We start from the raw sequence: 22,752 nt of genomic DNA on the forward strand, positions 1-22,752 counted from the left end.
ATCATCCCGGTCACCATCCTGCAGAGCTACGAACAGGGCGTCACCGTCTGGGGCGAACCCGGCATGGCCGCCCTCTGGGGCGCCGCCACCCGCAAACTCATCGGCGCCGGCATCGACTCACCCCGCCTGGTGCGCGACCTGGCAACCCTCATCGGACAGCACGACGTCCCCGTCCGCTCCATCACCTACAGCGACGGACGCGCCAGCGAACAGATCTCCCTACGCCGCCAGGAAATCCTCGAAGCCTCCGACATCCGCGCCCTGCCCACCGGCACCGCGCTCCTGCTGGCGACCGGCACCAAACCCGCACTCGTCCGGCTCCGCCCCTGGTACGCCGGGCCGCACGCCACGGCCATCAACCAGGCCATCAAGACCGCGGACGCCGCCATCGCCGAAGCCGCCCGCGATTACTACGCCATCCGCGACGAGCCCGCACCAGACACCTGGTAACGGCCGCGGCATTCCCGAGAGGACGGACTCCCACATGCATTCCTCGAGTACTCAGGAGATTCTTTGCAGCCCCAGAACGACGACAACCGCTCAAGCTCGAACGAGACGCCGGAGCCGCTCTACCCCAACGTCACGAGGTGGGTGACGCACCACTTCATCCCCATGTACAGGCGCACGCTCGGTGGCGAGTTCCGCTGGTGCGCCGAGTGGTGGCGGCACGACGAGGCGATCTCCCGGCTCACCGCGCTCTGGTACGCGTGGGAGGCCATGCGCCTGCAAGGCGCCACCGGCATGGCCCTGTGGTACCGCGACCACCTCGACCATCAGCTCCCGGTGCTGCTCGGCCCGCGCGGACCCTTCTACCAGTGCACCGAGAACGAACACCTCGCGCCGCACCAAGCGCGCCTCGTCCCGGTGCCCTTCGGATGGCTGCGATCCGACGATGACGTCCTCCATGCAACCGACGCGTAGCTGTCCTGACCGCCAACCCGCAGGATCTTTCGCCTCTCCTTCTGGAGTTCCGCATGCCCGACCGCATCGACGCCGCACTTCTCGCGCTTGACGCCTACCAGCAACGCCTGCTCCCCGGCCTCACCACCGGCCACCGCGAAAGCCGAGCAGAAGCCGAAGGCCTCATCCACGGACTCGTCCACGACCTCCTCCGCTACGCCGAACACAACGACCTCGACACCGTCGACTTCATCGACCGGCTCGTCCGAGCCCGAACCGACCCCGACACCTACGCCATGGCCCTGCCCGACCGATTCCTGCTCAACGCCGAAGTCGAATTCCGACCCGGCCGCCAACCCGCCGGCGGCCCGGACTACCGCGGATTCATCGACGAACTGAAGGCGTCCCCCACCGGCCAGAACACCTGCACGGTGCGCGTCCCAGGACTCGCCGAACCCCTGCAGGCTCGAACGTCCGACCTCCGGCCCGCCGTGCCCATCCCGCTCGTCCCGACCCGCACCACGGGCATCGTCCACTCCGCCACCGAGGCAGAAGCCACGATCATCGCGCTGTCCATCGAGATGCTGCGCGCCCCCGCTGGCTCCACCGCTGACCCGCAAGCGCTGGCCGACCTCGCCGAACTCTCCGGAACGCTGGCCTACTGGTCCGGCACCACACACGCGACCGTCGCTCGCCACCTCCGCCACATCGCCTGGAAAGCCCTGCACGCCGCGAACGACGACTTGCGGGCGCCCTCCTCAGCCGAACTCGCCGCCACCGCATTCCCCGACGACCTCGCCGACACCCTGCGAGCCGACGAAGAACACGCACGCCAGGTGCGTCCGACACGACCAACCGAACCCGGCCGTCCAGCCAGACAGCACCCCTAGCCCCGACCCGCCACACCGACCACCGGAGCCATGATGGCCAATGCCGGCCCGGACGAATTCGCCGAATTCGCAGCCACCATCCTCGACACCTTCCAGGGCCTGTTCGAGGAGACCGGACACCTCGACCACCGGACGAGCGACGCCCACGCCCGCGACCTGCTCGGCGACCTCCTCGTCGACCTGATGCACTACGCCGAACGCCGCGGTCTGGACTTCGGCGACATCCTCGGCGAGTCGCGCGGCTACTTCCGCGCCGAGCAACAGCCGGCCGATACCTACACGATCGGCTCGACAGTCGAGCTCGAAGGGCCTGCCGCGGAGGAGGCGGTCCTACTCGGCCGTCCTACACGGGGCACCATCACCGGGCTCTTCGTCCCCGAACACGGCCTGACCGAGTACTACGTGCACTTCATCGGGGACAACAGCGACCGGCGGGTCATCGGCGCCGATCTCGATCCGGCTCCGGGCTTCCCCGCCACCTCCACCGCAGAAGGTGTGATCGCCAACCCGCTGAGAGCCGAGGAGGTACTGGTCGAGGTGACAACGCGCATCGGACTCGCGGACGTCAGCGGAGTCGCCCCGAACCCGGACGATCTCCGGGATCACCGCGCCCTCCTCAGGGCGTTCGTCTCCTGGACCGACATGGACAGACGAAGCGTCACCGATCTCCTCCTCAACCGCGTCGCGGAACGCCTCCCGTCACCGGGGGCCGCGCAGCAGCCGACGTCCACGGCGGAAGAGCCCACCCCGGGGAGGCTGGCCGCTCAGGGCTTCCCGGTACCCATCGCGGAGCGCTTGCGCGATTCCGTTGCAGGAGCGCCGAAGCCAGGGGCGAATGCCCATCCCCGAAGGCACGGTCCGGCTCGCTAGCCGTCAACTTTGAGGCATAGGCACGACACTCCGCCACGATCGTTGATCACTGCCCGACGGGTGCCCACACTAGTCTCATCAACTTTAGTCAACGATGCACATCAAGGCCTTCCCAAGGCCATGGTGTCGACAAGGTGGAGCAGCTCCTTGCAGCAACACTTCGAGACCGTCAACGCAGAGATCCGGTCTGCAGACGGCGTCCCGGCCCTGCTCGCAGCAGCTTTCAAGGGGCTGGAAGTCGTCGAACGCGCCACCATCGTCCTCGCCGACGCCGCCCCGGCCAGTGCCTATCCCGGGTATCAGGTCGCACGAGCGGAGGCCACGAACGCCTGGTCCGTGCTGTCCATGGCCCCCACGCTGGGCTGCGCTGATCGTGCGTCCACCGAAGGCAACGACGTCGAGGATCTCGCCGACTCCATTCGCGCCTTCGTATTGGTCGTTGCCGAGGCGATCGTGAACGTCGCCTCCAAGACGACCGAGCCCGGCGACCGGACGGCCTGCTTGCGGGCCGCGCATCACGCCGGTCGCGTCCACACAGCATTGAGGTGAACAGATGAACCACGATCCGAAGACCAGCCAGCTCGTCCGAGCCTCCAAGGCACTGGAGGGTTATGAAGAGGCCGCTTTCCCGGGCAAGTCTTCACTCCTCGGACGGGACCGGCTCTACTCCTCGGCCCTCTTGGCCGCACTGATCTGCGACCTGGAGCACTACGCCAACCAGCACGACCTCAGCTTCGCCCACGCAGTCAACGTCGGCCGATCCGCTCACGCCGAGGAGGCCGCCGAGCAGGCAACCTACTTCATCGGCGACCACGTTCGGCTTCTCAACCATGATGGTCGCTGCGGCACCATCATCGGCTGGGCGACCATCGACGACCACGATGACCGCCTCTTCCTCATCGTCGTCCCCGGCGTCTCCCGCGTTTACGATGAACGTGCCGCCGACCTCGAACCGGCCCCACCGTTCCCCGCGACAAGCACGACCACCGGGGAAGTGACGCACGCGCTCCAGGCCGAATCGGCCTACATCGGCTTCGCGGCCCGCATTCCTCGCACAGCGCCGTCACTCCAGCCGGCCCTGCGGCAGGACTGCCAGAAACTGCTCTCCGCTCTCAGCATATGGAGCGGCGTCTCCGTCCCCGAACTCCTGAAGGGACTGCACCCCAAGGTCACCAAGCGCACGGAGACGTTCTCATCCAAGGACGATGACCGTGCCTCCACATTCGAGTCATCCCTCGAAAGAAAGCACCACGAATCGTCCTGACGCTCAGATTCATGCCCCTATGGAGGACTTCCCGCATGGCCCACGAACGCGAGCACGAAGAAGTCCGGCACAACTGGTTCAGCGAAATCATGACGGCCGCGCTCAACGACCTCGCCCACACCGAGCGCGTCCTCACCTCCTTCGCCGCTCAAGAGCCCAACGGCTTCATCGCCTGGGGACTCGCCGAAGGCGAAGCCGTCCAGGCCCACCAGGCCCTGAAGCAGGCCCCCTCGCTGCACGCCGCCGTCCCGTCCGATCACGCTGCCGAGGACGCGACCGCCGACGCTCTGTTCGCACTCGCCAGAAAGGTGACCCAGAACCTCGTCCGCGCCGCCGAACTGGCCGCCGACCCTGACGACAAAGCAGCCTGCCTGCAGGCGGCCCTGCACGCCAGCCGACTCCGGGAAGCCCTCCGGTAGTCGTGGCGACCTTCGGTGACATGTCCGCCCTCGCCCGCCAACACCTCACCGAACTCAGACGAACACTCCACGCACCCGAAACCATCGCGCAAGCCCGACATCCGGCCGTGCCCGCCGAGTTGTCGCGCCTCACCACCGTCCTGGCCCGCTACCACGACCGCCTCACCACCGGCTTCGGCGTCCCGCACCCCGACGAACACGGAGTGCGGGGCGCCGCCCGCCGCAGTGCGCTGCTCCTCCGCGAAGCCCAGTCCGCCCTCGGCGCTCCCGCAGCCACCGAGATGCCGATCACTGAGCTCGCAGGAAGGCTTCGGTCCGTCTCCGTTGCTTTGGGGTGCGGCCTCGATCTTCTGGCCTCCCACTTCCCCACGGCTCCCGATCAGCCGTCCTCCGACACCGCCGCCGTCATCAACGCCACCGACACAGCCCGGTTACTCATGTACGACCTCGCCGAATACACCGCCACCTGCGCCCACTTGAGCCAACAGGCGGCCTCACCTTCCGCGAAGGCCGCCGGCCCCCTCCTGCGCGCCGCAGTCATCTCCCGCGTGTTCGGAGGGCACAGTCGAGAACTCGCATCCGTCATCCCGTTTCGGACCACCCCGGAACGCACCCCGCCCCGGTCCGGCGAGGGTTTCGCTGAACTCCTCAACGGAATCCACGCCAGTGTCCAACGCCTCAAGAACCCGCAGGCGCCCATCTGCGTCGCGACCTGGCGCTACCTCGCCACCGCAGCCGCCGTCACGAGCGACATCACCCACAAACTTACCCTTAGCCTGGCCCGGCGGCTGGAAGAGCTTCAGGAAGACAATCCTCGAGCAATGTTCATCGAAACAGCCATGGCCGCCAACCGCACCAGATGGAAATGGCGACTGGTCGTCAAGCACTGGAACCGACTCCCCGGCTACTTCGGTCCTCCGGAGAGTCCGATCTCTACCGATGCCAGCGACCTGATCGTCAGGCTCGGACGCCTAATCTACAGCGACCCCGACTGGCGTCCGTCTCCCCGCAGCACCTACCTGATCAGGCCGCTTGATGAACTGGCGCGAACACCGGCACAAGCAGCCGAGGTCGCAGTCGCCTCTCTTCAGGCTCTCGATGCCTGCAACTCCATCGCCCACCACCGACGTGCCGCCAGCCGCGACGCAGCCGTCATCATCGCCATCGAGAAAGAGAACCTAAACCACCCCCGTTACCCTGACGTCCCCAAATGGCACAACCGCGCCATCCGTCTTTTCAACCGCTATGAAGTTGCCGAATCTGAGGGGCGCAACGCGGCAAACCTCCTGAGAAACGCAATCCAAAGCATCCGAACGAACCAGGAGACTGCTACAGCGCACCCGATGGCGGAGCGGCAAACCGCAGCACCGCTCGACGCTTTCCCCACCTCCATCGCCAAGCACCTCGCCACACAGCCACTCCAAAACAGACCTTCTCCTCAACCCCAGAACGGCAACATCTCGGGACCAGACAGATCTGGACCTTCAAGGTGACGCCCGGTCACTGTGGCCAGGACGGCTTCGAATTCGCGGGGTTGTCGGCCCCGTTTCGGGCGAGCGTTGCCTCCTCTGCTGGTCCCGCTTCTGCCCCGACGGTCCCACCAGCTACGCCAGCCGCGCGTCCCTGCGGACGTCACTTGGGCCGAGCGGTAGGGGAAGGACCAGGACGTCGAATAGTGGGGCGTCCGGCCAGCTGGGGCGGAGTTGGCCGGCGCGGTGCCAGCCCCACGCCTTGTAGGCGCGGTGGGCGGTGTGGTTGTCGGCTTCGACCAGCAGCGTGGCTCGCTTTTCGTTCCGGCTGGCCAGCAGCTCGTTGTGAAGCGCGTGGGCGGCACCTTGGCCGGTCCATCTGCGGCGAACCATGATCTCCGAGAGTGCGAAGGTTCTGGTGCCGTCCTCTTCGGCGAAGCCGGGCTCGGGTTCTTCGAGGAGTCCACGCCACCATGCCGTGTCGGCTCCGAGTGGCCACCCCCAGGTCTGTCCCACCGGCTCGCCGTCGAGATAGGCCACCACCATGTCGAAGCCGCGTCCGGAGCCGGTGTAGGCGTCGAAGCGGATCATGAACTGCTCGGGGGAGTCGAAGGGGTCGCCGCTGGCGATGGCGTCGGCGTAGGCGTCCCGGTAGACCTCTTCGACGGTGGCGCGGACGGCGCGGGCCTGCTCGGCGTCATAACGGCGGAACTCGAACTCGGGCGTGCCGCTGAGGGTCATGCCAAGGACGCTACTTTCGTCGATAGGTCGCTGGCGATCGTCCCGTAGCGATCGTGGAACTCGGCGTCGCGGCGGGCGAGCGGCTGCAGCGTCCTCAGCGCTCGCATCGAGCCCACGTTCTCCAGGTCGCTGAGTGTTCGGTGACCGACCTCCAACGCCTCGGCCGTATCACCGGCGGCAAGCCGCATCTCGGCAAGCATCGCCCGGTAGTACACCTGATTGCGCGGTGCCAGCTCCATCGTGTCGAGCACGCGTTCAAGGAGCTTTGCGGCCCTGGTGGGGTCGCCGAGCAGCGCGGTTACGCGTGCTTCGTGTCCCATGATTTCGGAACGCCTGACGAACCCGAGGGCCTGCCTGTCGGTGGGATGGTCGCCACGGTCCAGCTCGCGGTGAGCCGCTGCGATCGAGGCGCGGGCGGTCGCGGCGTCGCCGAGGAGGGCGCTCACCGTGGCGGTGCGCATATCGATCAGAGCATGGAGTCTCGGCGAGGGGTGGTGCTTCGCGGACTGTGCAGCGATGCGCAATGAGCGCAGTGCCTCCCGGGCGGGGCCACGCTGCCCGCTGGAACGGGCCAGCGCGGTCGATTGCATGGCGACCGTCGCGTGTACGTGGGCGCGCAACTCCGAGTCGTCTCCGCTGTCGGCGAGCATCGCGGCTTCCTGCGCGAGCCGGCGAGCGAGGGACCGTTCCCCGGAGTCGAAGGCCAGGAAGCTCGTGCAGTTACCCAGGTCCGCGGTCGCCCGAAGGAGGGCGAGGCCGACACGTTCGTCGTAGTCGCTCTCGTCCAGCATCGCCTTGGCTCGGGCGAACAGGCGCAGACCGTTCCTGAGCAAGCTCGCGCCGCCCACGCTCCAGTCCCGAGTCCAGAGTTCGTCGGCGCAGGTCTGCAGGTAGTCGACATGAGTGCGGCCGATCCTGCTGGGCGAGAGGAAGCCGTCCGGTAGCAGGGGCCAGGCGGTCAGGGCGAGCATGCCGCCGTTGAAAGTCCTGCGGTCCAATTCGTCCCACTCCCGGGGATCTCGAGGTGCGTAGACGGCGTCCGGCGTGCCCAGGACGAGCGGCAGTAGCGCCTCCCGTGGGACGCAGAACGCGTCGGCCCACGCCAGCAGCTCCCGGATGTCGTACAGGGTTCCCCGCTCGCCGGATTCGGCCCGGGCGACCTTCGTCTTGCTCCAGCCGGGCACGAGGTCGGCCATCTGCTGCTGAGTGAGGCCCGCGGCCGAGCGCAGCAACGCCAGGACGCCGCTGAAGTTCAGTTCGGCAAGGGCCCGACGCATCGGCGGGGTGTCCCATAGCCACGTTGGCGCGCTGACAGTGGATTCCCGCAACGCCCGCTGGCAGGCCCCGCAGACGGGTTCGGTGTTGTAACGGGACAGCAGCGTCGAACGGCACCCTGGACACAACTTCTGTTCGGGCATCTGGGCCTTCCCAGCCGGGGAGACGCGGACCTTCACCACTCACGCTAGAAGGCCGCGCGCCGCGCTGCCAGCAGCCTTGATGCCAATGTGGCAACCGGGCGGCGGGACGTCGGTCGCCACACTGGTCGTTGCCGAGGTGGGCCGTGGCTGGCTGGCTTGTAACCCCAGCCGCCGTCCCTGGAGAACTCGGTGAACAGCACATCCGAGAACGCGATTCGCCATCTGACCGCGCTGGCCGACAGGCTCGCGGGCCATAGTGCGTTGCACATCGACCGTGCATTCGTGCAATCCCCGCCACAGCTGACGGTCAAGAACGTCGACGCGCGGGACGGTCGAAAGTGGGAGCTGGTGTCCGGTTCGATTCGCATCCTGATGAACCGGGGCACGAGCTGGTTCACGTGGGACGACGGAGATCGCCTCGGTCCCGTGGACGCTCTCGAGGCCGTCGCCCAGCGCATCATTCAGGCACTGACGGTCGGAGACGCGGGCTCCGAACCAGAGTCGGCTCGCTCCGGCATACCTGCCTCGGTAGCCCACCCGGGTTCCTGCATCTCTTTGCAGCCCACCCGTCTTCAGCCGCTGTGCGGCCCGTTTCCCTCCCGTCGCGGGCCGCACAGCCTTACTCCTCAGAGGCAAATGGAGGCTTGATGCCACTTCGACGAGAGTCCCGATACCAGTCCGTCACGCCGGTGACCGACGCCAATAGCGTCCAGGCCCGGCGGCGGTCTCGCCACAGCCGTTGGCGTACCCGCATCGCCCACTGGTTGGCGCCGCCTGTCTCTAACCGATCGAAGGTCAGCTATGGGGCGGGAGCGCCATCACATGACGCGAGTGCCTGGCAAGAACTTTGTGACCAGCTTGCGTCGCGTGTGCTGCTGCTGGCCGAGCGAGTTCGCCCGGCTCTCGACGAGTTGGAGAGGAACGAGGACGTCCCCGAGCGCGTGCGGCTGCTGTACGACATCGATCACGGCATCGCTCGCATGCGACGGCTCGCCCGTGACGTCCAGGTCTTGGCCGGGCAGAGCACGGACGAACTCCGCGTCCACCCGGCCTCACTACTGGACGTCGTACGCGTGGCGGCTTCGGGGATCGAGCACTACGACCGGCTCCACATCGGCCCGGTCGCCGATCGGGCGCTGGTGGACCGTGCCGCTGATGACGTCGCCTCGCTGCTGGCCGTGCTTCTGGACAACGCCACCCGCTGCTCTCAGGCACCGGCAACGATCAGTACTCGCTCGTTCGGTGACGGAAGCCTGCTGGTCAGGATCGAGGACGACGGCCCCGGCGTGGGCCCGGCGTGGGCGGAGGCGCTCAATCGGGTGTTCGTCGGGCCCGTCCCACCGCTGAACCCCGCCAACGCCCGCCGTCCGGGTTTCGCGGTCGCTCACCGCCTGGCCCGTAAGCATGGGCTCGGGCTCGCTCTCGTCTGCCGCCGCGCGGCCGAGGCCACTCCCGAGCACGAGGGGCGAAGGGGCACGGTCGCGATGGTGACCATCCCGCCACATCTGGTGTGCGACATCCCTCGCCCTGCCTGCGGCCTGCGGAACACGGCGCTCTCTGTCTCGACCCAACCGGACGTGGCTCCGAGCCAGCAAACTGGCGCCGCTGCGGGACGACGCCAGCGGGCGTCCTTCGCCGATGACGTGGCGGCCTTCACCGTCGCGACGTCCAGCGGAGGCTCTCCCGACTCCGGAAGCCCCCGAGCCCGCCCAGCTCCGTCCTTCACCAATCACCAGCCGGGAGGAGCGACAGCATGACTGCTCCCGAGCACGTCCACCATCCACCGTCCGCGCCGGACGACATCGCCTCGCTCGTCAACGACTTCGTCGATGAAACGCCTGGCGTCTCGCACGCGATCATCGTCTCCGCTGACGGATTGGCCCTGATCTCCTCTCGAAGCCTCGCCGCCGATCTGGCCGACTCGCTGTCAGCGATGGTCGCCGGACTGACCGGCCTCTGCGGGAGCATCGCTGGCCACCTCGACCGCGGAATCTACGAGCACGCCCTGCTGAGCCTCACCCACGGCCACCTGCTCATCATGGGCATCAGCCCGCTGGCGAGCATGGCCGTCCTCACCGACACCTGCGCGGACGCGGGAATGGTCGCCCATCAGATGAATTGTCTCGTCAGCCGCACCGGACACCTTCTCACGTCGAATGCACGGGACGAGCTGCGCCGCCGCAACGGCCGGAGACCAGCGTGATCGGCGGCATCCATTCCCCGGCCCAGCGACCCGAACACCCCTGGGTGCGGCCGTACGTGGCGACAGGCGGGCGCGTCGACGTTCCACGGCAGGTTCCCCTGCACACGCGCGTGACGGCGCACGTCTACGACGGAGACTTCGCGGCAAGGCTGCAGCCCGAGTCGCGCCGGCTGTACGAACGGGCATATATGTCCACGGCTGCCTCTGCCGCCGAGTCTCTGGCCGAGCTGGCTGCCGCCTGCGGTGTGCCCCTGCGAGTTGCCCGCGTCCTGCTGAGCGACCTGGCCGCAGCCGGTCGGGTGCAGATCGGGTCGGACTTGGATGCCTCACCGCACAGCATCCACCTGCTCGAAAGGGTCCTCGATGGCCTTCGCCAGCTTGCCTGATCGAATGTCGCCGACCGCGCTACGCGCCGTCGGCGTAGGCGGAAGCGATCTGGTCGAAGATCGCTTCCGCCTCCTCGCCGAACGAGGCCGTTCTCTCCAGCTCGGCGAACAACCGCACGTAGTACTGGATGTCGCGGGCATCGGTGATGGTGATCGTGGCGGTCTCCAGGCCCACCGTGACCAGCCGTTCGTCGAACGCCTCGAACCCGTGCAGCGGCACCTCGCGGACACGCGCGCTGAAGGGGATGATGCCGATCCGCACGTTCGGTCGACGAGCCAGTGCGGCGATGTACCGGACCTGCGCTCCCATGACCTCGTCCGCGCAGAGCCGCCATCGCAGGGCCCCTTCGGTGAGGACGAACGTGAAGCGCTTGCTGCGGTCGCGGAAGATCTTCTGGCGTTCGGCCAGCGCGGCCATGCTGCGATCCAGATCGTCCCCGGAGACCGAGAGACTGTAGATCTCCCGCGTGAACTCGGGAGTCTGGAGCAACCCGGACACGGTCGCCGGCTGGAAGAACCGGAGCCGCTTCGACTCCTTCTCGACGCGGCCGATCTGCTGCTGCTTGCGCCACGCGCCGCCCCGGAGGATCGCCCGCGCGCTCTCGGTGTGGCGGTGCAGCGACTCGGCCAGGCCGGTCAGTTCGGAGAGGGTTTCGCGGTCGGCACCGTACAACCGGCAGAGCGTTTCGATGTCCTCGATGGTCGGGACGGTGGTGCCGTTCTCGATTCGGGAGATCTTGGGCTGGCTCATGCCGGCCTGCCGGGCGGCGTTCGTCCCGGTGAGGCCGCTGTCGAGACGTAGCCGCCTGAGCGCGCGGGCCAGCTGGTCGCGTTCGCGCCGGTAGCGCTCGGGTGCTTCCTCCATCAGGGAGGGAGTCTAAATGCAGGGCAGGTCATGGCCGGGAACCGAGCCAGTTCTCGCGGCGGTACTCCGGGTGCCTGTCCCACCATGCGGCGAACGGTTCCGCCTTCGCCATGACCGCATCGCGGTAGCCGCGGTAGGCGACGGCCCCGGCACCGTCAACGAGCTCGGCCCCGAGGAAGCGTCCTTCATCGTCGTAGCGCAGGACGGCGACCTTGTCGTCGTCGAACAGCCAGAAGTCCTCGTTCGGCACACCCTCCGGCCGTGCGTGCTCGGCCTCATCGAGGATGAAGACCTCCTGGCCGTACTGCGACGAGACGGCGTATCCCCATTCGCATTCGAAGCGCAGGTACTCGGAGATCGGGCTGCGCAGGATGTGCACCTTGTACCAGCGCTTTCCCGACGAGATCTCCTGCGCCATGAACTCCAGCCACTCGCGGGTGGCAGGCTCGATCTCCAGCGGCTCGCCGTTGAGGTAGCGCTCGAGGCGTTCGTTCTCCGAGGACACGGTGTACCGGTCGAGCGTCTCCATCCGGAACGTCTCGTGCTTGAAGTCGTCGAACAGTGCTTCGAGCTCTGCTTCAGTAAGCATTCGGGACCACCTCGGGAAGTAGCGAGATCGGCACTTCAACGGCCGTTTCCCCTTCGGGCAGGGCCAGCCGGTCGAGCGCCTCGGCGTCGTCGACCAGTTCACCGCGCACGATCGCCGTGCCGTGGCCGGTCAGCCGCACCGCCGGGGTCTCCGGGGACGTCGCCGAAGGGGACGTCCACAGCATCGTCACCGGCACCTCCACCTCCGCCTCCCGCTCCAGGGGAGGGCTGCTCGACGCCGAAGCGACGATGTAGCCCTGCACGATGAAGCTTCCCCGATCGGTCAGATACAGGGTGGGGCACGTGGGTTTTGGGTCGCAGGCCCCTCGAAGCCGGGTCAGGTGCATGGGGGTGTTCCCTCTCGGATCGTGCGGGGTAGACCGTACCTGAAGCATTCGCGTCTAACGTGAATATGTCAAGGTCTAGAAGGTTCGATCAACTGTCCGGCGACGTGGAGAACATTGCGTTCCGTCAGCCGCCTACCGCGAAGGTGAGGCGTTCGCTTCTGTCGCCACGGGCGCCCTCAGAGGCGAATGAAACGATTCCGAACCGGACGCTTCCACGGGCTCGCCTCCGCCGAGACGATCGCACAGCTGGTTGCGCACAACGCCGGCCTCGCAGCTAGCGGCTGCCTACCTCGCCCACCTGGCTGGGGACGCCGGCGAGGTGCGGTCGGCCGGGCCCGAGCCGACCGACCGGGTGACCCGGCCCTGGTGCGGGCGATGGCCGAGGACGGCATCGACGTCTCCGCCGCGACGCCCCAAGATCCTGACGGTCGACGCGGTAGGTGCGGGCGACCCACGTGGTCATCGCCATGGGCTGGCTATTGGAGATGCCCTTGATGCTCATCTGCTCGACCGGCTTGTCCACCCGCCGCATCGACACACCGAGCAGAGAGGAGGTTGCCACCGCGCTCACCAGGATTTGCTCGGCCGGCTACGCCGTTCCGACAGCCACTCAGACAAGCAGGAGCCCGAGCGCAGCTTGGGGAGGGCCACCCCGATGGTGCCGACGCGAGTTTCCCAATCCCGGGACCCGAAACCGGTATCCATTGCGGCGGTTGACCCGCTCGTCCGTGTGCTGTCCGTAGCCGGCCTCGCAGACGGCGTCGGCCTCCGCGCCCATGAGCGCTTCGGCCATCGTCTTGACCAAGCCCGCAATACATCGGGCTCACACGCCACGATCTGATCGGCAACCCACTCGGCAGGGTTCACACTGTTGTCGGCGGCCATCGCGTTCCTCTCCTTCTAATCTTGGTCGATTCGAAGGATTCACGCGTTGGCCGTCTCGCGACACGACGCCATACCACTTGACCTGGTCAAACTCGTACACCACCTCCGTGGACGCAACCAACCACCCTGGAACCCGCCCGTCCCCAGGGGTCAGAAATCGCGCGACGTTGACAGACCTCTGCCGACAGTCGGCAACCCGACCGTATGACGAGCGAATCCCGGTAAGCGGTGTCAAGCCAACCATGAGCACGCCGAACCTGCGGACGAGAAGCAGTGCCGAGGCGGGCGGTCATGCCTTAATCGGCCCTGACCTGCCCGTATCGCACACCGATCCGCTGCGATGATGAAGATGGACAGCCCTCGCCTGCAACGCTTCACAACGTAGAACTGCGCTGTACTGGCAGTCCCGGCGCGTATCCTTCTTGTCATGCCGTACACCGCCACCGTACTCAGGGTCATGATCGCTTCGCCATCCGATGTCCCCGAGGCTCGTGACGCGGTGGAGAAGGCCATCCACGGCTGGAACAACACCCACGCGCAGAACAAGGGGCTCATTCTTCAGCCGTGGCGGTGGGAAACCTCAGCAGTCCCGATGTTGGGGGCCCACCCACAAAAGCTCATCAACGCCCAAGGCGTCGACGACTCCGACATCGTGTTCGCGTTGTTCGGCGGACGGCTCGGCTCTCCCACCCCAGACGCCGTCTCAGGAACCGCGGAGGAGATCGACCGTGCGCTGAAGGCAGGCAAGCCGGTTCATCTGTACTTCTCCACCGCACCGTTGCCACACGACATTGACACAGCACAACTCGAGGCACTCCGCGCGTTCAAAACAGACATGTACGATCGCGGGCTGCTTGGCGAGTTCAGCACCCCAGATCAGCTCAACCACGAGGTGTGGAAGGCAATCGAACACGACATCGCGACCCTGTATCCGGGGGCAGAGCCCGCACCTAGGCAAACTTTGATCGGCGTGGACTTCCGTGTCCAGCCAGAACAGGAACGTGAACTGTCGGGCCACACCTCGAAAGGGAAGCCTCGTTACAAGACCAGGCATTGGGTTGAGGTCACCAATACCGGTGGCCGTGATGCCGAAGAGGTCACTTTCGATAGCGCCAATGAGGACAGCGGAATGATCGTGGTCGGTTCGAATGGCCCCACGATCATCCACGCAGGACAAACCCGGCGCATCCCCATCGCACGCGGCTGGAGCGGGTCGGCCGACCCGGTACTGCGTATCCGATGGACCGAGGACGGAGAGAAGAAGGAACGCGACTTCCACGTCGGGTAATTCATTGCCCGACCCAACTCCCTGGGACTGTACGATTTTCGGCTCTGTCCCTTTTTCGGTGGGTGGCGTCCTTGATCACGCTTAGGCGTGATCAAGGGCGATGGTCTTGTCGGTGTGGTGTTCGTGGGCCTGTCTGGCCTGGTCATCGACGAAGTGGCGGATGAGGGCGAACTGATCCGGGTGCGGTCCCACAGCCGTAAGGGCTCCCTGCGATCGGACCGCGACCAGCGCGCACATCGAGTCGGTTCGACATGGGGCTAGTGACTTCTCGTGTCGGCGAGACATGCGCTCTGCCGCTACCCGGTCCGCCGTGCCCACAGGCGCCAAGGAGCTCGCCACCGGTTTGACCTGTGGCGAGCGGCTCTACAGGTCGAACTCGCCGTTCTTTATCCGCCTCACCAGCGCGCCGTACGCTCCGACGTGGAGAGCGAGGTGGCCGGCCTCGGGGTTCTTGGAGTCGCGAACCGCTAGGGCGTCACCGATGCGGGTGACTTCGACGCACTGGTTGCCGCCGCCGCTGTGGCTCGACTTGCGCCACACCGGGCTCGACGAAGCGCCAGAGTTGATCACCAAGCGTTCTCCTAAGTCACAGCTGATCGTGGAGTTCTCGGAGCATGGCGACGGACTCGTGCGGGTCGAGGGCTCCTTCCAGCATGTGAGTCCAGGCCAGTTGGTAGGTGTCCAGCTCCGGCTCCGATTCTAGATAGAGGTCTCCCATCAGCCCCTCGGCGTAGACGACCGGCGCATCCTCGGGGTCGTGGAATATGAGGATGACGAACTCGCCTTCGACGCCGGCGTGCGCCCCGAAGGTGAACGGAAGGACCTGGAGGGTGACGTTGGGGAGTGCGCTCGCCTCGATGAGGGAGGCCAGCTGGTCCCGCATGACGTCGCGGCCGCCCACATGACGGCGGACGGCTGACTCGTCCAGGACGACGTGAACTTCGGGCGGGTCCTCCTTGCCGAACAGGGCCTCGCGCCTGGCGGCGCGGGCTGTGACTCGACGTTCGACCTCTTCGGCTTCGAGGGTGGGCCGCGTGCGACCGATGATGGCTCGCGCGTATTCGTCCGTCTGCAGGAAACCGGGCACGAGCTGCGCGTTGATCCTGATCTTCGCCGCCGCGCTCTCCAGTCCGACGTACGAGCCGGTGAACACGTCCGAGTACTTCGTCCACCAGCCGCGGCGCCGCGCGTCGCGCCCGAGCTGGATCAGCGCCTCCCGCTGCGGGGATCGCACGTCGTACAGGTCGAGCATGTCCTCGAGGTCGTCGGTGCTGACGCGGCTGCGTCCGTTCTCCAGCCGGTAGAGCTTGCTCTTGCTGAAGTCGAGACGCTTCGCCGCAACCTCGAGCGATAGCCCGGCGGCCTCCCTGAGCCGCTTCAGCTCTCGCATCAGGCGACGGCCTCGAACGGTCGGACTCTGATCCATGTACCTGCCCGCCAAGTCTGCCGATGGGTGCGCGGAATCACCAGGTTGTTCCCGGTTCGTCATATCTGCAACCTGTCACTTCTGAAACCAGTCATGTGTGACCTGTTGCATGTCTGACACGGTGCGTACATGATGCTAGTCACATCCTGGCGTTGATGCTGCTAGATCCCCCAACGCCCGCACCGCCTGAGCCCCATGGCAGGTCGAAGCCATCGACATGGCCGCTGATGTATGGCCTCACAGGCCGTTCTTCTTGATCGCTTCATCGGCCATCGGCTCCAGATGCCTGGCCGATGGGTGGCCGGGCGGCGTCCCGCAGCTTTGCCAGGAGGAGCACCAGGTTGCCGACCTGGTTGGACTACTCGGAGGCGCATGCCACATGGAGGCACCACCGCTCTGCAAGACGTCCGCGGCTCCGGACGAGCCAGAACGCACGCTCGTCCGGTGCCTGGACGGTCCCCGCCCCGAACACCGAGCCCGCGACGTGCTCGTCGAAGTACTGGGCCGGCTGGACGCCACGGAAGAGACATTCGAGGCCGAGCTCGCCGTCAACGAGCTCGTCACCAACGCGCGTCAGCATGCCCCGCCACCGTACGAGCTCCGCATCTCCTGGACGGAGACACGAGTGACGGTCGCGGTCGTGGACGGCGGTGCAGACCACGACACCGTGCTCAAGCGCCTGTCGCGAGCGACGGCCGGATGCCCGTCGGAAGGCGAGTCGGGCCGCGGACTCCAGATGGTCGCCGGACTCTTCGGCGGCCGGTGCGGTGCCGGGGCGACGGCCACGTCCACCGGTCTCGTCCCCGCGAAACAGATCTGGATCGTGCTACCTCGCAAGAGCAGGCACCCGGAAGGAGTCCGGTGATGGCGATGACCGAGAACGAGCGGCAGGCGGTCCGGCTCGCAGACGACCTTCGGAACCACATCGGCCGTTGGTTGATTCAGCGCGGCCTTCAGGGCCCGGTGAGCATCTCGCCGTACGTGGGCCGGGATGGGCGGCCGAACGTCCTGATCCGGACGGACGCGCATGTCGCTCGGGCCCTCGCGATGAGCCTGGACGAACGATCCCACCCGCCCCCGCGACGTCCATTGCCGCCGAACCGGCACGTCTGACGGCACCCTGCGGGCGGCTGGGGAAGTACACGACCGCTCGACGCGCCCGTCGCGGCTCGACCGTCGAGCGGTCGATTCAGTCGCCTTGAAGTCTCTTGAATTATTCACTGCTCGCGTGAATAATCTCAGGTCGTCGACACTCGACGAAGGAGTCAGTGGCATTGGATGCGGAGAGCCTCGACAAGGCGAGCAGCGGCATCGACCCCAGCGTCGCGACCGCCGCGGGCATGTACGACTACTACCTGGGCGGCACGGACAACTTCGCGAGTGACCGGCGAGCCGCTCACCGAGTGATCGCCGAAGCCCCGGAGGCGCTGCTCCTCGCTCGGGAGAACCGCCGCTTCCTGCAGCGCGCCGTCCGCTTCCTCGCGCGGGACGTGGGGATCCGGCAGTTCCTCGACATCGGCACCGGGCTCCCGACGCAAGGCAACGTCCACGAGATCGCCCAGCAGGAGGCACCCGGCGCGCACGTCGTGTACGCCGACAATGACCCGAAGGTGCTGGCCCACTCGCGGGCGCTCAAGACAACGGAAGCCGGGACCACGGGCGTCATCACCGCAGACCTGCGGGATCCGCAGGCGATCCTCGACCACCCGGAGACCCGCCGGCTTATCGACTTCGATCGGCCGGTCGCGGTCCTCCTGGTGGCCGTCCTGCACTTCATCGCCGACGACGCCGACCCCTACGGCGTCGTCGATCGGCTCCGCGCCGCCATGGCGCCGGGCAGCTACCTCACCATTTCCCACGTCACCGCCGACTCTCGTCCCCGGCGGGCCAACGGGCTACGAGACGTCTACCGGTCCACCAAGAACCCCGTCACCCACCGCACCCGCGGCCAGGTCGACCGCTTCTTCCACGGGTTCGAGTACGTCGACCCCGGACTCGTGTACGTCCCCGCGTGGCGCCCCGACGGCACATCGGACGTCAGTCCAGAAGAGGTGTGGGTGCTTGGCGGCGTGGGCCAGAAGCCGCAATACAGCGGCGCCTGAACTGCCAGGGCGCCGACAGGAAGAGTTGGTTCAAGAGACTTGGAGGGTCTCATGCCGAGGAACAGCACCGCAGAACTGGAAACCGTCGCCGAACAGCCTGGCGCCGTCCAGGACCTCTTCGATCTGGACGTCCGGCTGCTGGAGATCGCGGACCCGGCCGGCCTCGTGAACGTCACCGATGACGGGTGCACGAGCACTTGCGGGGCCTGCATCAGCAACGCGTACTAACCGGCTCGCCCACGAGCGCATTCCCGGCGCCGCCGCGACGCCCGCGGCGGCGCCACCGTCCCGCTCACGCATCACCGCCACGGAGGGCGTCGTGCCTCCTTCTGCTCGCCCGCAGAAGTTCAGATCCGTTGGCGCGGCCCTGTTCCGTGCCGCCGCTCACTCCTCGCTGACGCTTCCGCCCTGCCCCGAGCCGACCGGCAACGACACCCCCGAACATGCCGCCACGTGGGCGGACTGGCTCGGGCAGGTCTGGTCGGACGAAACCGTGGCGGAGGCTCTCGAACACGCCAGCCCCTCGCTGGCCCGGCAGGTGCAGTCGATCCGCACCGGCCAGACCGAGACTCCGCGCGAGACGCGGCGCGCCGTCCTGTCGGTCGTCCGCTACCTGCAGCGCATGACGGGACGAGCCACACCGTTCGGCCTGTTCGCCGGTGTCGCGCCCGTCTCCTTCGGTACGGAGCCGCGGTTCCGCTGGGGTTCGCGGCACCATGCCGTCGCTCGCGCCTCCGCCGGCTGGCTCGCCGGAGTCATCGACCGGCTGGAAGGCTGCCCCGAACTCCTGGCGCGTCTGCCCGTCATGGCGAACAACACGCTGACCGTCCGCGGGAATCGCCTGGTCGTGCCGTACCGGCCATGGAAGCGAGCGCGTGGGGCGGGAGCCGTCGAGATCACCGTCCGGCATACGGATGTGGTGCGCGCCGCCGTCGAGGCGGCCCGCGCCCCCATCCGTATGGAGGGCCTGGCGGACAAGATCCAGGCCGGCTTTGCCGCCGCGTCAACAACGCAGATCACCACGTTGCTCACCGAACTCGTGAACCGTGGCGTTCTCATCAGCAGCTTGCATGCGCCGAGCAGCGAGCCCGATGCCCTCGGACACTTGGTGAAGGAGCTGCGGGCCGCCGACGCTTCAACGGTTGTCCCTGTGGCCGGGCTCGTTGGCGAACTCAGGAAGATTCACGAACTGATCGGCCGCCAAGAGCTCGCGGCGCCGAGCTCTGCGAGAGCGGTACGCGCGGACGTCTCCAAGTTGATGCGCATGGTTTCGCCGTCCGGTCATCAGCCCCTGGCGATCGATCTACGGCTGGACGCGGCGGTCGTCCTTCCGCACGAAGTCGTGCGCGAGGTCGAACGGGCCGCGCTCGTCCTCACCCGGACCAGCGCCTTCCCCGTCGGGTCTCCCGCCTGGCGCGCCTACCACCAGCGGTTCTACGAGCGATACGGGATCGGATCGCTGGTGCCGCTCTTGGACGTCGTCAGCGACAGCGGAGTCGGCTGGCCGGAGGGCTACCCGGGCACGACGACCCCAGAGCGGCGCTCCCCGATGTCGGCCCGCGACGGGACGCTGCTCGCCATCGCCCAGCGGGCGGCCCTCGACCGTCGTGACGAGGTCGTTCTGGACGACGAGCTCATCGAGTCGCTAAGCCTCACCGCTGAGCCGCTGCGGTCACCGTCCCACCTGGAGTTGGGCGTGCGCGTGCATGCCGCCGACCGGCGAGCGCTGGAGCGTGGCCGCTTCACGATCGAAGTCGTCAGCGTCTCGCGAGGGGCCGGCGTCTTGTGCGGCCGATTTCTGAACGTCCTCGCCGCACAGGACCAGGCGGCGCTCGCCGAGGGATTGGCACACCTTCCCGGAACTGACTCCGGCACCGTGGCGGCGCAGCTGTCCTTTCCGCCGCTGGATCCGGCGACCGCTCACGTCACACGTACTCCGCGGTTGCTTCACACCGCGATCAGCCTGGCCGAGTACAGCCCGGCCGACCATACGACGCTGGCACCCGAGAACCTGGCGGTCGGCTGCGATGGCCGCCGCCTCTACCTGGCCGATCCGGTCCGTGGCCGACGGCTGGAAACCTTCGGCATGCACGCGCTCAACCTCGTGACGCATACACCGCCGCTGGCTCGCTTCCTCACGGAGCTCGGCCGCGCGCAGTGCGCCCAGGTGACGACATTCGACTGGGGTGCCGCGTCGCATCTCCCGTCCCTGCCCCGGCTGCGCTACGGCAGAACCATCCTGTCCCCGGCTCGCTGGCGGGTGCGGGCCCGCGAACTACCCGCGCGTACACAGCCTTGGACCGCATGGGACACCGTGTTCGGGGAGTGGCGGGCACGCCGCCGGTTGCCTCGATCGGTCTACCTCGCCGAGGGCGACCGGCTCCTACCGCTCGACCTGGATCAAACGGCCCACCGAGTCTTGCTTCGCTCCCATCTGGACGGTGCCTCGGAGGCCGTTCTGTCCGAAGGCCCCGCTCTCGGCGACGCTGGCTGGTGCGACGACCGTCCGCACGAGGTCATCGTTCCGCTCGTCGCCGCCGAGCCGACAGCGTGGCCACCGCTGCCCGCGCCAACACCGGCGCGGGTCATCACCCGCGACCGGAGCGAGACGCCAGGCACCTCGCAGGTTCTGCTCGCCAGCCTGTACGGAGATGTTCAGCGACAAGACGTCGTCCTTACCGAGCATCTGCCCGCTCTACTGCACCAGTTCGACGAACCCGTCTGGTGGTTCGTCCGGTACCGGGACCCGGCGCATCACCTTCGCCTCCGCATCGTCCTTCCCGAACCGGAGGCGTTCGGCAACGCGGCCCGCATGGTCAGCACCTGGGCTGACGAGCTCCGCCGTGTCGGACTGTTGCGCGAGGTCACCTACCCGACGTCCTGGCCAGAGACCGGCCGCTGGGGCTCCGGGCCAGCATGGACGGCAGCCCGGTCGGTGTTCGCGGCTGACTCGCAGACATCGCTCGTCCAGCTCGGCTCGGCCCTGCGCCTGCACCCGCACGCACTTGTAGCGGCCCAAGCCGTCTCGATCGCCGTCGGCTTCACCAGCGACGTCGCCGAAGGTATGCGATGGCTGATCGAGCACGTACCGGCGAAGGCACCCGAACGGGTTCCGCGGCCTGTCTTCACCGAGGCCACACGCATCGCCGACCCCTCCGACAGTTGGGCGACGCTGCGCCAAGCTCCAGAAGGCGCCGCGATCGTGCAAGCATGGAGCGCGCGCGACCAGGCCTTGTCCGAGTATCGGACCTACTTCCCCTCCCCTCACACCAAAGGGATCTCGCCGAACGACGTGCTCGCGTCGCTCATGCATGTCAACTTCGTCCGATCCCGCGGCATCGACTTCGACGAAGAGGCAGTCGGCCTGTACCTCGCTCGCGCTGCCGCACTCGCTTGGACGGCCCGTGCGGACAAGGACCGCCGGTGATCGCCAGGCATCCCGCACGCGAGATCGGCGATGCCGTCGCCGAGGTGCTTGCACACCCCGACGTTCTGCCCGCGCGGCTGACGTCCCGTCCCTGGTGGCGGCAGTCGCTGGCTCACGGGGCACCTGGCATCGCCCTGCTGCACATCGAGCGCGCCGCCGCCGGGCTCGCGCCGTGGCGGCATGCCCACGACTGGCTCGCGTACGCCACCCAGGCGCCACTGACCACCGGGTTCGACAGCCACCTGTTCTACGGAGCCCCCGCAGTCGCCCATGCCCTGGCCTGTGTGAACGAGTCGCTTCCCGACTCCTATACCGAGGCTCTCGACCGCCTCGACCGAGTGGTCGCCGACGATGCCCGCCGCCGAGTCGGTTGCGCGCTGGCGTGGCTGGACGCCGGACACCTGCCCTCGCTATCCGAGTTCGACTTGATCCGAGGCCTCGCGGGCATCGGGTCCTACCTCCTGCGGCGCACTCCCGACGGCGATGCGACGCGCGCCGTCCTCGAATACCTGGTGCGCCTGACCGAGCCCACGCAGAACGGTAAGGAGACGCTGCCGGGATGGTGGACGCTCTCCGGACCCGACGGGCAAGAGAGAGCTCGTTTCAGAGGCGGCCACGCCAACTCCGGGTTGGCCCACGGGATCGGCGGTCCGCTCTCCCTGCTCGCCCTCGCCGCTCGACGCGGCACCCTCGTGGACGGTCACCTGGACGCGATCGCTCGCATCTGCGACTGGCTCGACCGCTGGCGCACCGACACGCCGTCCGGACCCATGTGGCCCTACTGGATCAACCGAACTCAGCTACGGGCCAGCCGGCGAGACGTCTCAGTCCAGCGGCCGAGCTGGTGCTACGGAACCGCCGGTCTGGCTCGTGCGCAGCAGCTCGCGGCCCTGGCGACCGGAGACACCGAGCGCCGGAACATGGCCGAGCGAGCCTTGATCCAGGCCCTGACCGATCCCGCCCAACGTTCCGCGACCACCGACCCCACGCTGTGCCATGGGTACGCCGGACTCGCCCATATCGCCACCCGAGTAGCCGCCGATGCCTCCCCGGACAACGCCGAAACGCTGCACGCCCTCATCCCCGATCTCCTGGACTCGGCCCACCAGACGTCCGCTCACACGGCCGCACTCGTGGACGAAACGGGAAGCAGTCCGGCGCTCCTCGAAGGGGCCGCTGGTGTTGCCCTCGGCGTTCTCGCAGCGAGCGGCACCGGCCTTCCCCGATCAGGTTGGGATACATGCCTGCTCGCCGCCTGAACTTG

The 22,752-nt window shown here is 67.5% G+C and carries 26 protein-coding genes and 1 pseudogene; 19 read left to right on the top strand and 8 right to left on the bottom strand.

Annotated features, from left to right (window positions below):
- From AB0L25_RS33285 to AB0L25_RS33320, 8 genes are all read left to right on the top strand, one after another.
- Window positions 1-450: TraM recognition domain-containing protein (locus AB0L25_RS33285; protein WP_500176727.1), on the top strand; the 450-nt coding region annotated here is incomplete at its 5' end.
- A 63-nt stretch (window positions 451-513) separates the two neighbouring features.
- Window positions 514-921, top strand: a complete 408-nt coding sequence (locus tag AB0L25_RS33290) for a DUF4913 domain-containing protein (RefSeq protein WP_500176728.1) — start codon at window positions 514-516, stop codon at window positions 919-921.
- A 53-nt stretch (window positions 922-974) separates the two neighbouring features.
- On the top strand, window positions 975-1,790 hold the full coding sequence (locus tag AB0L25_RS33295; protein ID WP_500176729.1) for a hypothetical protein: 816 nt from the start codon (window positions 975-977) through the stop codon (window positions 1,788-1,790).
- 30 nt (window positions 1,791-1,820) lie between these two features.
- Entirely contained in the window at window positions 1,821-2,660 is an 840-nt protein-coding gene (locus tag AB0L25_RS33300) for a hypothetical protein (RefSeq protein WP_500176730.1), read from the top strand.
- A gap of 147 nt (window positions 2,661-2,807) precedes the next feature.
- Window positions 2,808-3,209 carry a hypothetical protein gene (locus AB0L25_RS33305; RefSeq protein ID WP_500176731.1) on the top strand — a complete coding sequence of 134 codons (402 nt, stop codon included), beginning with the start codon at window positions 2,808-2,810 and terminating at the stop codon, window positions 3,207-3,209.
- Between the two features lie 4 nt (window positions 3,210-3,213).
- Complete coding sequence (locus AB0L25_RS33310) at window positions 3,214-3,924, top strand: hypothetical protein (RefSeq protein ID WP_500176732.1); 711 nt, start codon at window positions 3,214-3,216, stop codon at window positions 3,922-3,924.
- Between the two features lie 35 nt (window positions 3,925-3,959).
- Window positions 3,960-4,343, top strand: a complete 384-nt coding sequence (locus AB0L25_RS33315) for a hypothetical protein (RefSeq protein WP_500176733.1) — start codon at window positions 3,960-3,962, stop codon at window positions 4,341-4,343.
- Window positions 4,344-4,363: 20 nt separating this feature from the next.
- Window positions 4,364-5,836, top strand: coding sequence for a hypothetical protein (locus AB0L25_RS33320; RefSeq protein ID WP_500176734.1), 1,473 nt, complete (start codon window positions 4,364-4,366; stop codon window positions 5,834-5,836).
- 111 nt (window positions 5,837-5,947) lie between these two features.
- On the opposite strand, the gene AB0L25_RS33325 is transcribed toward AB0L25_RS33320, so the two are convergent.
- Together AB0L25_RS33325 and AB0L25_RS33330 are read right to left on the bottom strand one after the other, a co-directional pair.
- A complete protein-coding gene (locus tag AB0L25_RS33325) occupies window positions 5,948-6,553 on the bottom strand; it encodes a GNAT family N-acetyltransferase (protein ID WP_500176735.1) in 606 nt (201 codons plus the stop codon).
- Window positions 6,550-7,971, bottom strand: coding sequence for a helix-turn-helix transcriptional regulator (locus AB0L25_RS33330; protein WP_500176736.1), 1,422 nt, complete (start codon window positions 7,969-7,971; stop codon window positions 6,550-6,552). The genes AB0L25_RS33325 and AB0L25_RS33330 overlap by 4 nt, the downstream gene beginning before the upstream one ends.
- Window positions 7,972-8,160: 189 nt before the next feature.
- On the opposite strand from AB0L25_RS33330, the gene AB0L25_RS33335 reads away from it, so the two are divergent.
- The 4 genes from AB0L25_RS33335 (at window position 8,161) to AB0L25_RS33350 (ending at window position 10,560) form a co-directional block, all read left to right on the top strand.
- Window positions 8,161-8,619 carry a hypothetical protein gene (locus AB0L25_RS33335; RefSeq protein WP_500176737.1) on the top strand — a complete coding sequence of 153 codons (459 nt, stop codon included), beginning with the start codon at window positions 8,161-8,163 and terminating at the stop codon, window positions 8,617-8,619.
- Window positions 8,620-8,840: 221 nt separating this feature from the next.
- The gene (locus tag AB0L25_RS33340) at window positions 8,841-9,728 is read left to right on the top strand and encodes a sensor histidine kinase (RefSeq protein WP_500176738.1); all 888 of its coding nucleotides are present in this window, start codon (window positions 8,841-8,843) and stop codon (window positions 9,726-9,728) included.
- Entirely contained in the window at window positions 9,725-10,174 is a 450-nt protein-coding gene (locus tag AB0L25_RS33345; protein ID WP_500176739.1) for a roadblock/LC7 domain-containing protein, read from the top strand. The genes AB0L25_RS33340 and AB0L25_RS33345 overlap by 4 nt, the downstream gene beginning before the upstream one ends.
- Window positions 10,171-10,560, top strand: coding sequence for a DUF742 domain-containing protein (locus AB0L25_RS33350; RefSeq protein ID WP_500176740.1), 390 nt, complete (start codon window positions 10,171-10,173; stop codon window positions 10,558-10,560). The genes AB0L25_RS33345 and AB0L25_RS33350 overlap by 4 nt, the downstream gene beginning before the upstream one ends.
- A gap of 19 nt (window positions 10,561-10,579) precedes the next feature.
- On the opposite strand, the gene AB0L25_RS33355 is transcribed toward AB0L25_RS33350, so the two are convergent.
- From AB0L25_RS33355 to AB0L25_RS33370, 4 genes and pseudogenes are all read right to left on the bottom strand, one after another.
- The gene (locus AB0L25_RS33355) at window positions 10,580-11,425 is read right to left on the bottom strand and encodes a helix-turn-helix domain-containing protein (protein ID WP_500176741.1); all 846 of its coding nucleotides are present in this window, start codon (window positions 11,423-11,425) and stop codon (window positions 10,580-10,582) included.
- A 28-nt stretch (window positions 11,426-11,453) separates the two neighbouring features.
- Window positions 11,454-12,014: a DUF6879 family protein gene (locus AB0L25_RS33360; RefSeq protein ID WP_500176742.1), complete on the bottom strand. Its 561-nt coding sequence runs from the start codon at window positions 12,012-12,014 to the stop codon at window positions 11,454-11,456.
- Window positions 12,004-12,360 (bottom strand): hypothetical protein, encoded by a 357-nt coding sequence (locus tag AB0L25_RS33365; RefSeq protein ID WP_500176743.1) that lies wholly within the window; start codon window positions 12,358-12,360, stop codon window positions 12,004-12,006. The genes AB0L25_RS33360 and AB0L25_RS33365 overlap by 11 nt, the downstream gene beginning before the upstream one ends.
- Window positions 12,361-12,820: 460 nt before the next feature.
- Window positions 12,821-13,245 (bottom strand): annotated as a pseudogene (locus tag AB0L25_RS33370) (transposase); the annotation flags it as partial.
- Between the two features lie 427 nt (window positions 13,246-13,672).
- Here AB0L25_RS33370 and AB0L25_RS33375 point away from each other — a divergent pair.
- On the top strand, window positions 13,673-14,533 hold the full coding sequence (locus AB0L25_RS33375; RefSeq protein ID WP_500176744.1) for a DUF4062 domain-containing protein: 861 nt from the start codon (window positions 13,673-13,675) through the stop codon (window positions 14,531-14,533).
- A 363-nt stretch (window positions 14,534-14,896) separates the two neighbouring features.
- On the opposite strand, the gene AB0L25_RS33380 is transcribed toward AB0L25_RS33375, so the two are convergent.
- Both AB0L25_RS33380 and AB0L25_RS33385 read right to left on the bottom strand, forming a co-directional pair.
- Entirely contained in the window at window positions 14,897-15,103 is a 207-nt protein-coding gene (locus tag AB0L25_RS33380) for a DUF397 domain-containing protein (RefSeq protein WP_500176782.1), read from the bottom strand.
- 16 nt (window positions 15,104-15,119) lie between these two features.
- Window positions 15,120-15,923, bottom strand: a complete 804-nt coding sequence (locus AB0L25_RS33385; protein WP_500176745.1) for a helix-turn-helix domain-containing protein — start codon at window positions 15,921-15,923, stop codon at window positions 15,120-15,122.
- 415 nt (window positions 15,924-16,338) lie between these two features.
- Here AB0L25_RS33385 and AB0L25_RS33390 point away from each other — a divergent pair, with 415 nt between their 5' ends.
- The 6 genes from AB0L25_RS33390 (at window position 16,339) to AB0L25_RS33415 (ending at window position 22,747) form a co-directional block, all read left to right on the top strand.
- Entirely contained in the window at window positions 16,339-16,824 is a 486-nt protein-coding gene (locus tag AB0L25_RS33390) for an ATP-binding protein (RefSeq protein ID WP_500176746.1), read from the top strand.
- On the top strand, window positions 16,824-17,072 hold the full coding sequence (locus AB0L25_RS33395; protein WP_500176747.1) for a hypothetical protein: 249 nt from the start codon (window positions 16,824-16,826) through the stop codon (window positions 17,070-17,072). The genes AB0L25_RS33390 and AB0L25_RS33395 overlap by 1 nt, the downstream gene beginning before the upstream one ends.
- Before the next feature lie 155 nt (window positions 17,073-17,227).
- A complete protein-coding gene (locus AB0L25_RS33400) occupies window positions 17,228-18,061 on the top strand; it encodes an SAM-dependent methyltransferase (protein ID WP_500176748.1) in 834 nt (277 codons plus the stop codon).
- A gap of 51 nt (window positions 18,062-18,112) precedes the next feature.
- Window positions 18,113-18,289 (top strand): FxLD family lanthipeptide, encoded by a 177-nt coding sequence (locus tag AB0L25_RS33405; RefSeq protein ID WP_500176749.1) that lies wholly within the window; start codon window positions 18,113-18,115, stop codon window positions 18,287-18,289.
- Window positions 18,290-18,380: 91 nt separating this feature from the next.
- Window positions 18,381-21,488, top strand: a complete 3,108-nt coding sequence (locus AB0L25_RS33410) for a lantibiotic dehydratase (RefSeq protein ID WP_500176750.1) — start codon at window positions 18,381-18,383, stop codon at window positions 21,486-21,488.
- Window positions 21,485-22,747, top strand: a complete 1,263-nt coding sequence (locus tag AB0L25_RS33415) for a lanthionine synthetase C family protein (RefSeq protein ID WP_500176751.1) — start codon at window positions 21,485-21,487, stop codon at window positions 22,745-22,747. Before AB0L25_RS33410 ends, AB0L25_RS33415 begins: the two co-directional genes overlap by 4 nt.
- Window positions 22,748-22,752 lie beyond the last annotated feature (5 nt).

It is taken from the genome of Spirillospora sp. NPDC052242 (assembly GCF_040679555.1).
Classification (GTDB): Bacteria; Actinomycetota; Actinomycetes; order Streptosporangiales; family Streptosporangiaceae; genus Spirillospora.

Excerpts from the sequence above, each read along its gene's own strand:
- AB0L25_RS33295 (WP_500176729.1), top strand. The coding sequence starts at position 975 with ATGCCCGACCGCATCGACGCCGCACTTCTCGCGCTTGACGCCTACCAG.
- AB0L25_RS33300 (WP_500176730.1), top strand. The coding sequence starts at position 1,821 with ATGATGGCCAATGCCGGCCCGGACGAATTCGCCGAATTCGCAGCCACC.
- AB0L25_RS33310 (WP_500176732.1), top strand. The coding sequence starts at position 3,214 with ATGAACCACGATCCGAAGACCAGCCAGCTCGTCCGAGCCTCCAAGGCA.
- AB0L25_RS33315 (WP_500176733.1), top strand. The coding sequence starts at position 3,960 with ATGGCCCACGAACGCGAGCACGAAGAAGTCCGGCACAACTGGTTCAGC.
- AB0L25_RS33320 (WP_500176734.1), top strand. The coding sequence starts at position 4,364 with ATGTCCGCCCTCGCCCGCCAACACCTCACCGAACTCAGACGAACACTC.
- AB0L25_RS33325 (WP_500176735.1), bottom strand. The coding sequence starts at position 6,553 with ATGACCCTCAGCGGCACGCCCGAGTTCGAGTTCCGCCGTTATGACGCC.
- AB0L25_RS33330 (WP_500176736.1), bottom strand. The coding sequence starts at position 7,971 with ATGCCCGAACAGAAGTTGTGTCCAGGGTGCCGTTCGACGCTGCTGTCC.
- AB0L25_RS33345 (WP_500176739.1), top strand. The coding sequence starts at position 9,725 with ATGACTGCTCCCGAGCACGTCCACCATCCACCGTCCGCGCCGGACGAC.
- AB0L25_RS33355 (WP_500176741.1), bottom strand. The coding sequence starts at position 11,425 with ATGGAGGAAGCACCCGAGCGCTACCGGCGCGAACGCGACCAGCTGGCC.
- AB0L25_RS33360 (WP_500176742.1), bottom strand. The coding sequence starts at position 12,014 with ATGCTTACTGAAGCAGAGCTCGAAGCACTGTTCGACGACTTCAAGCAC.
- AB0L25_RS33365 (WP_500176743.1), bottom strand. The coding sequence starts at position 12,360 with ATGCACCTGACCCGGCTTCGAGGGGCCTGCGACCCAAAACCCACGTGC.
- AB0L25_RS33375 (WP_500176744.1), top strand. The coding sequence starts at position 13,673 with ATGCCGTACACCGCCACCGTACTCAGGGTCATGATCGCTTCGCCATCC.
- AB0L25_RS33385 (WP_500176745.1), bottom strand. The coding sequence starts at position 15,923 with ATGCGAGAGCTGAAGCGGCTCAGGGAGGCCGCCGGGCTATCGCTCGAG.
- AB0L25_RS33390 (WP_500176746.1), top strand. The coding sequence starts at position 16,339 with ATGGAGGCACCACCGCTCTGCAAGACGTCCGCGGCTCCGGACGAGCCA.
- AB0L25_RS33395 (WP_500176747.1), top strand. The coding sequence starts at position 16,824 with ATGGCGATGACCGAGAACGAGCGGCAGGCGGTCCGGCTCGCAGACGAC.
- AB0L25_RS33405 (WP_500176749.1), top strand. The coding sequence starts at position 18,113 with ATGCCGAGGAACAGCACCGCAGAACTGGAAACCGTCGCCGAACAGCCT.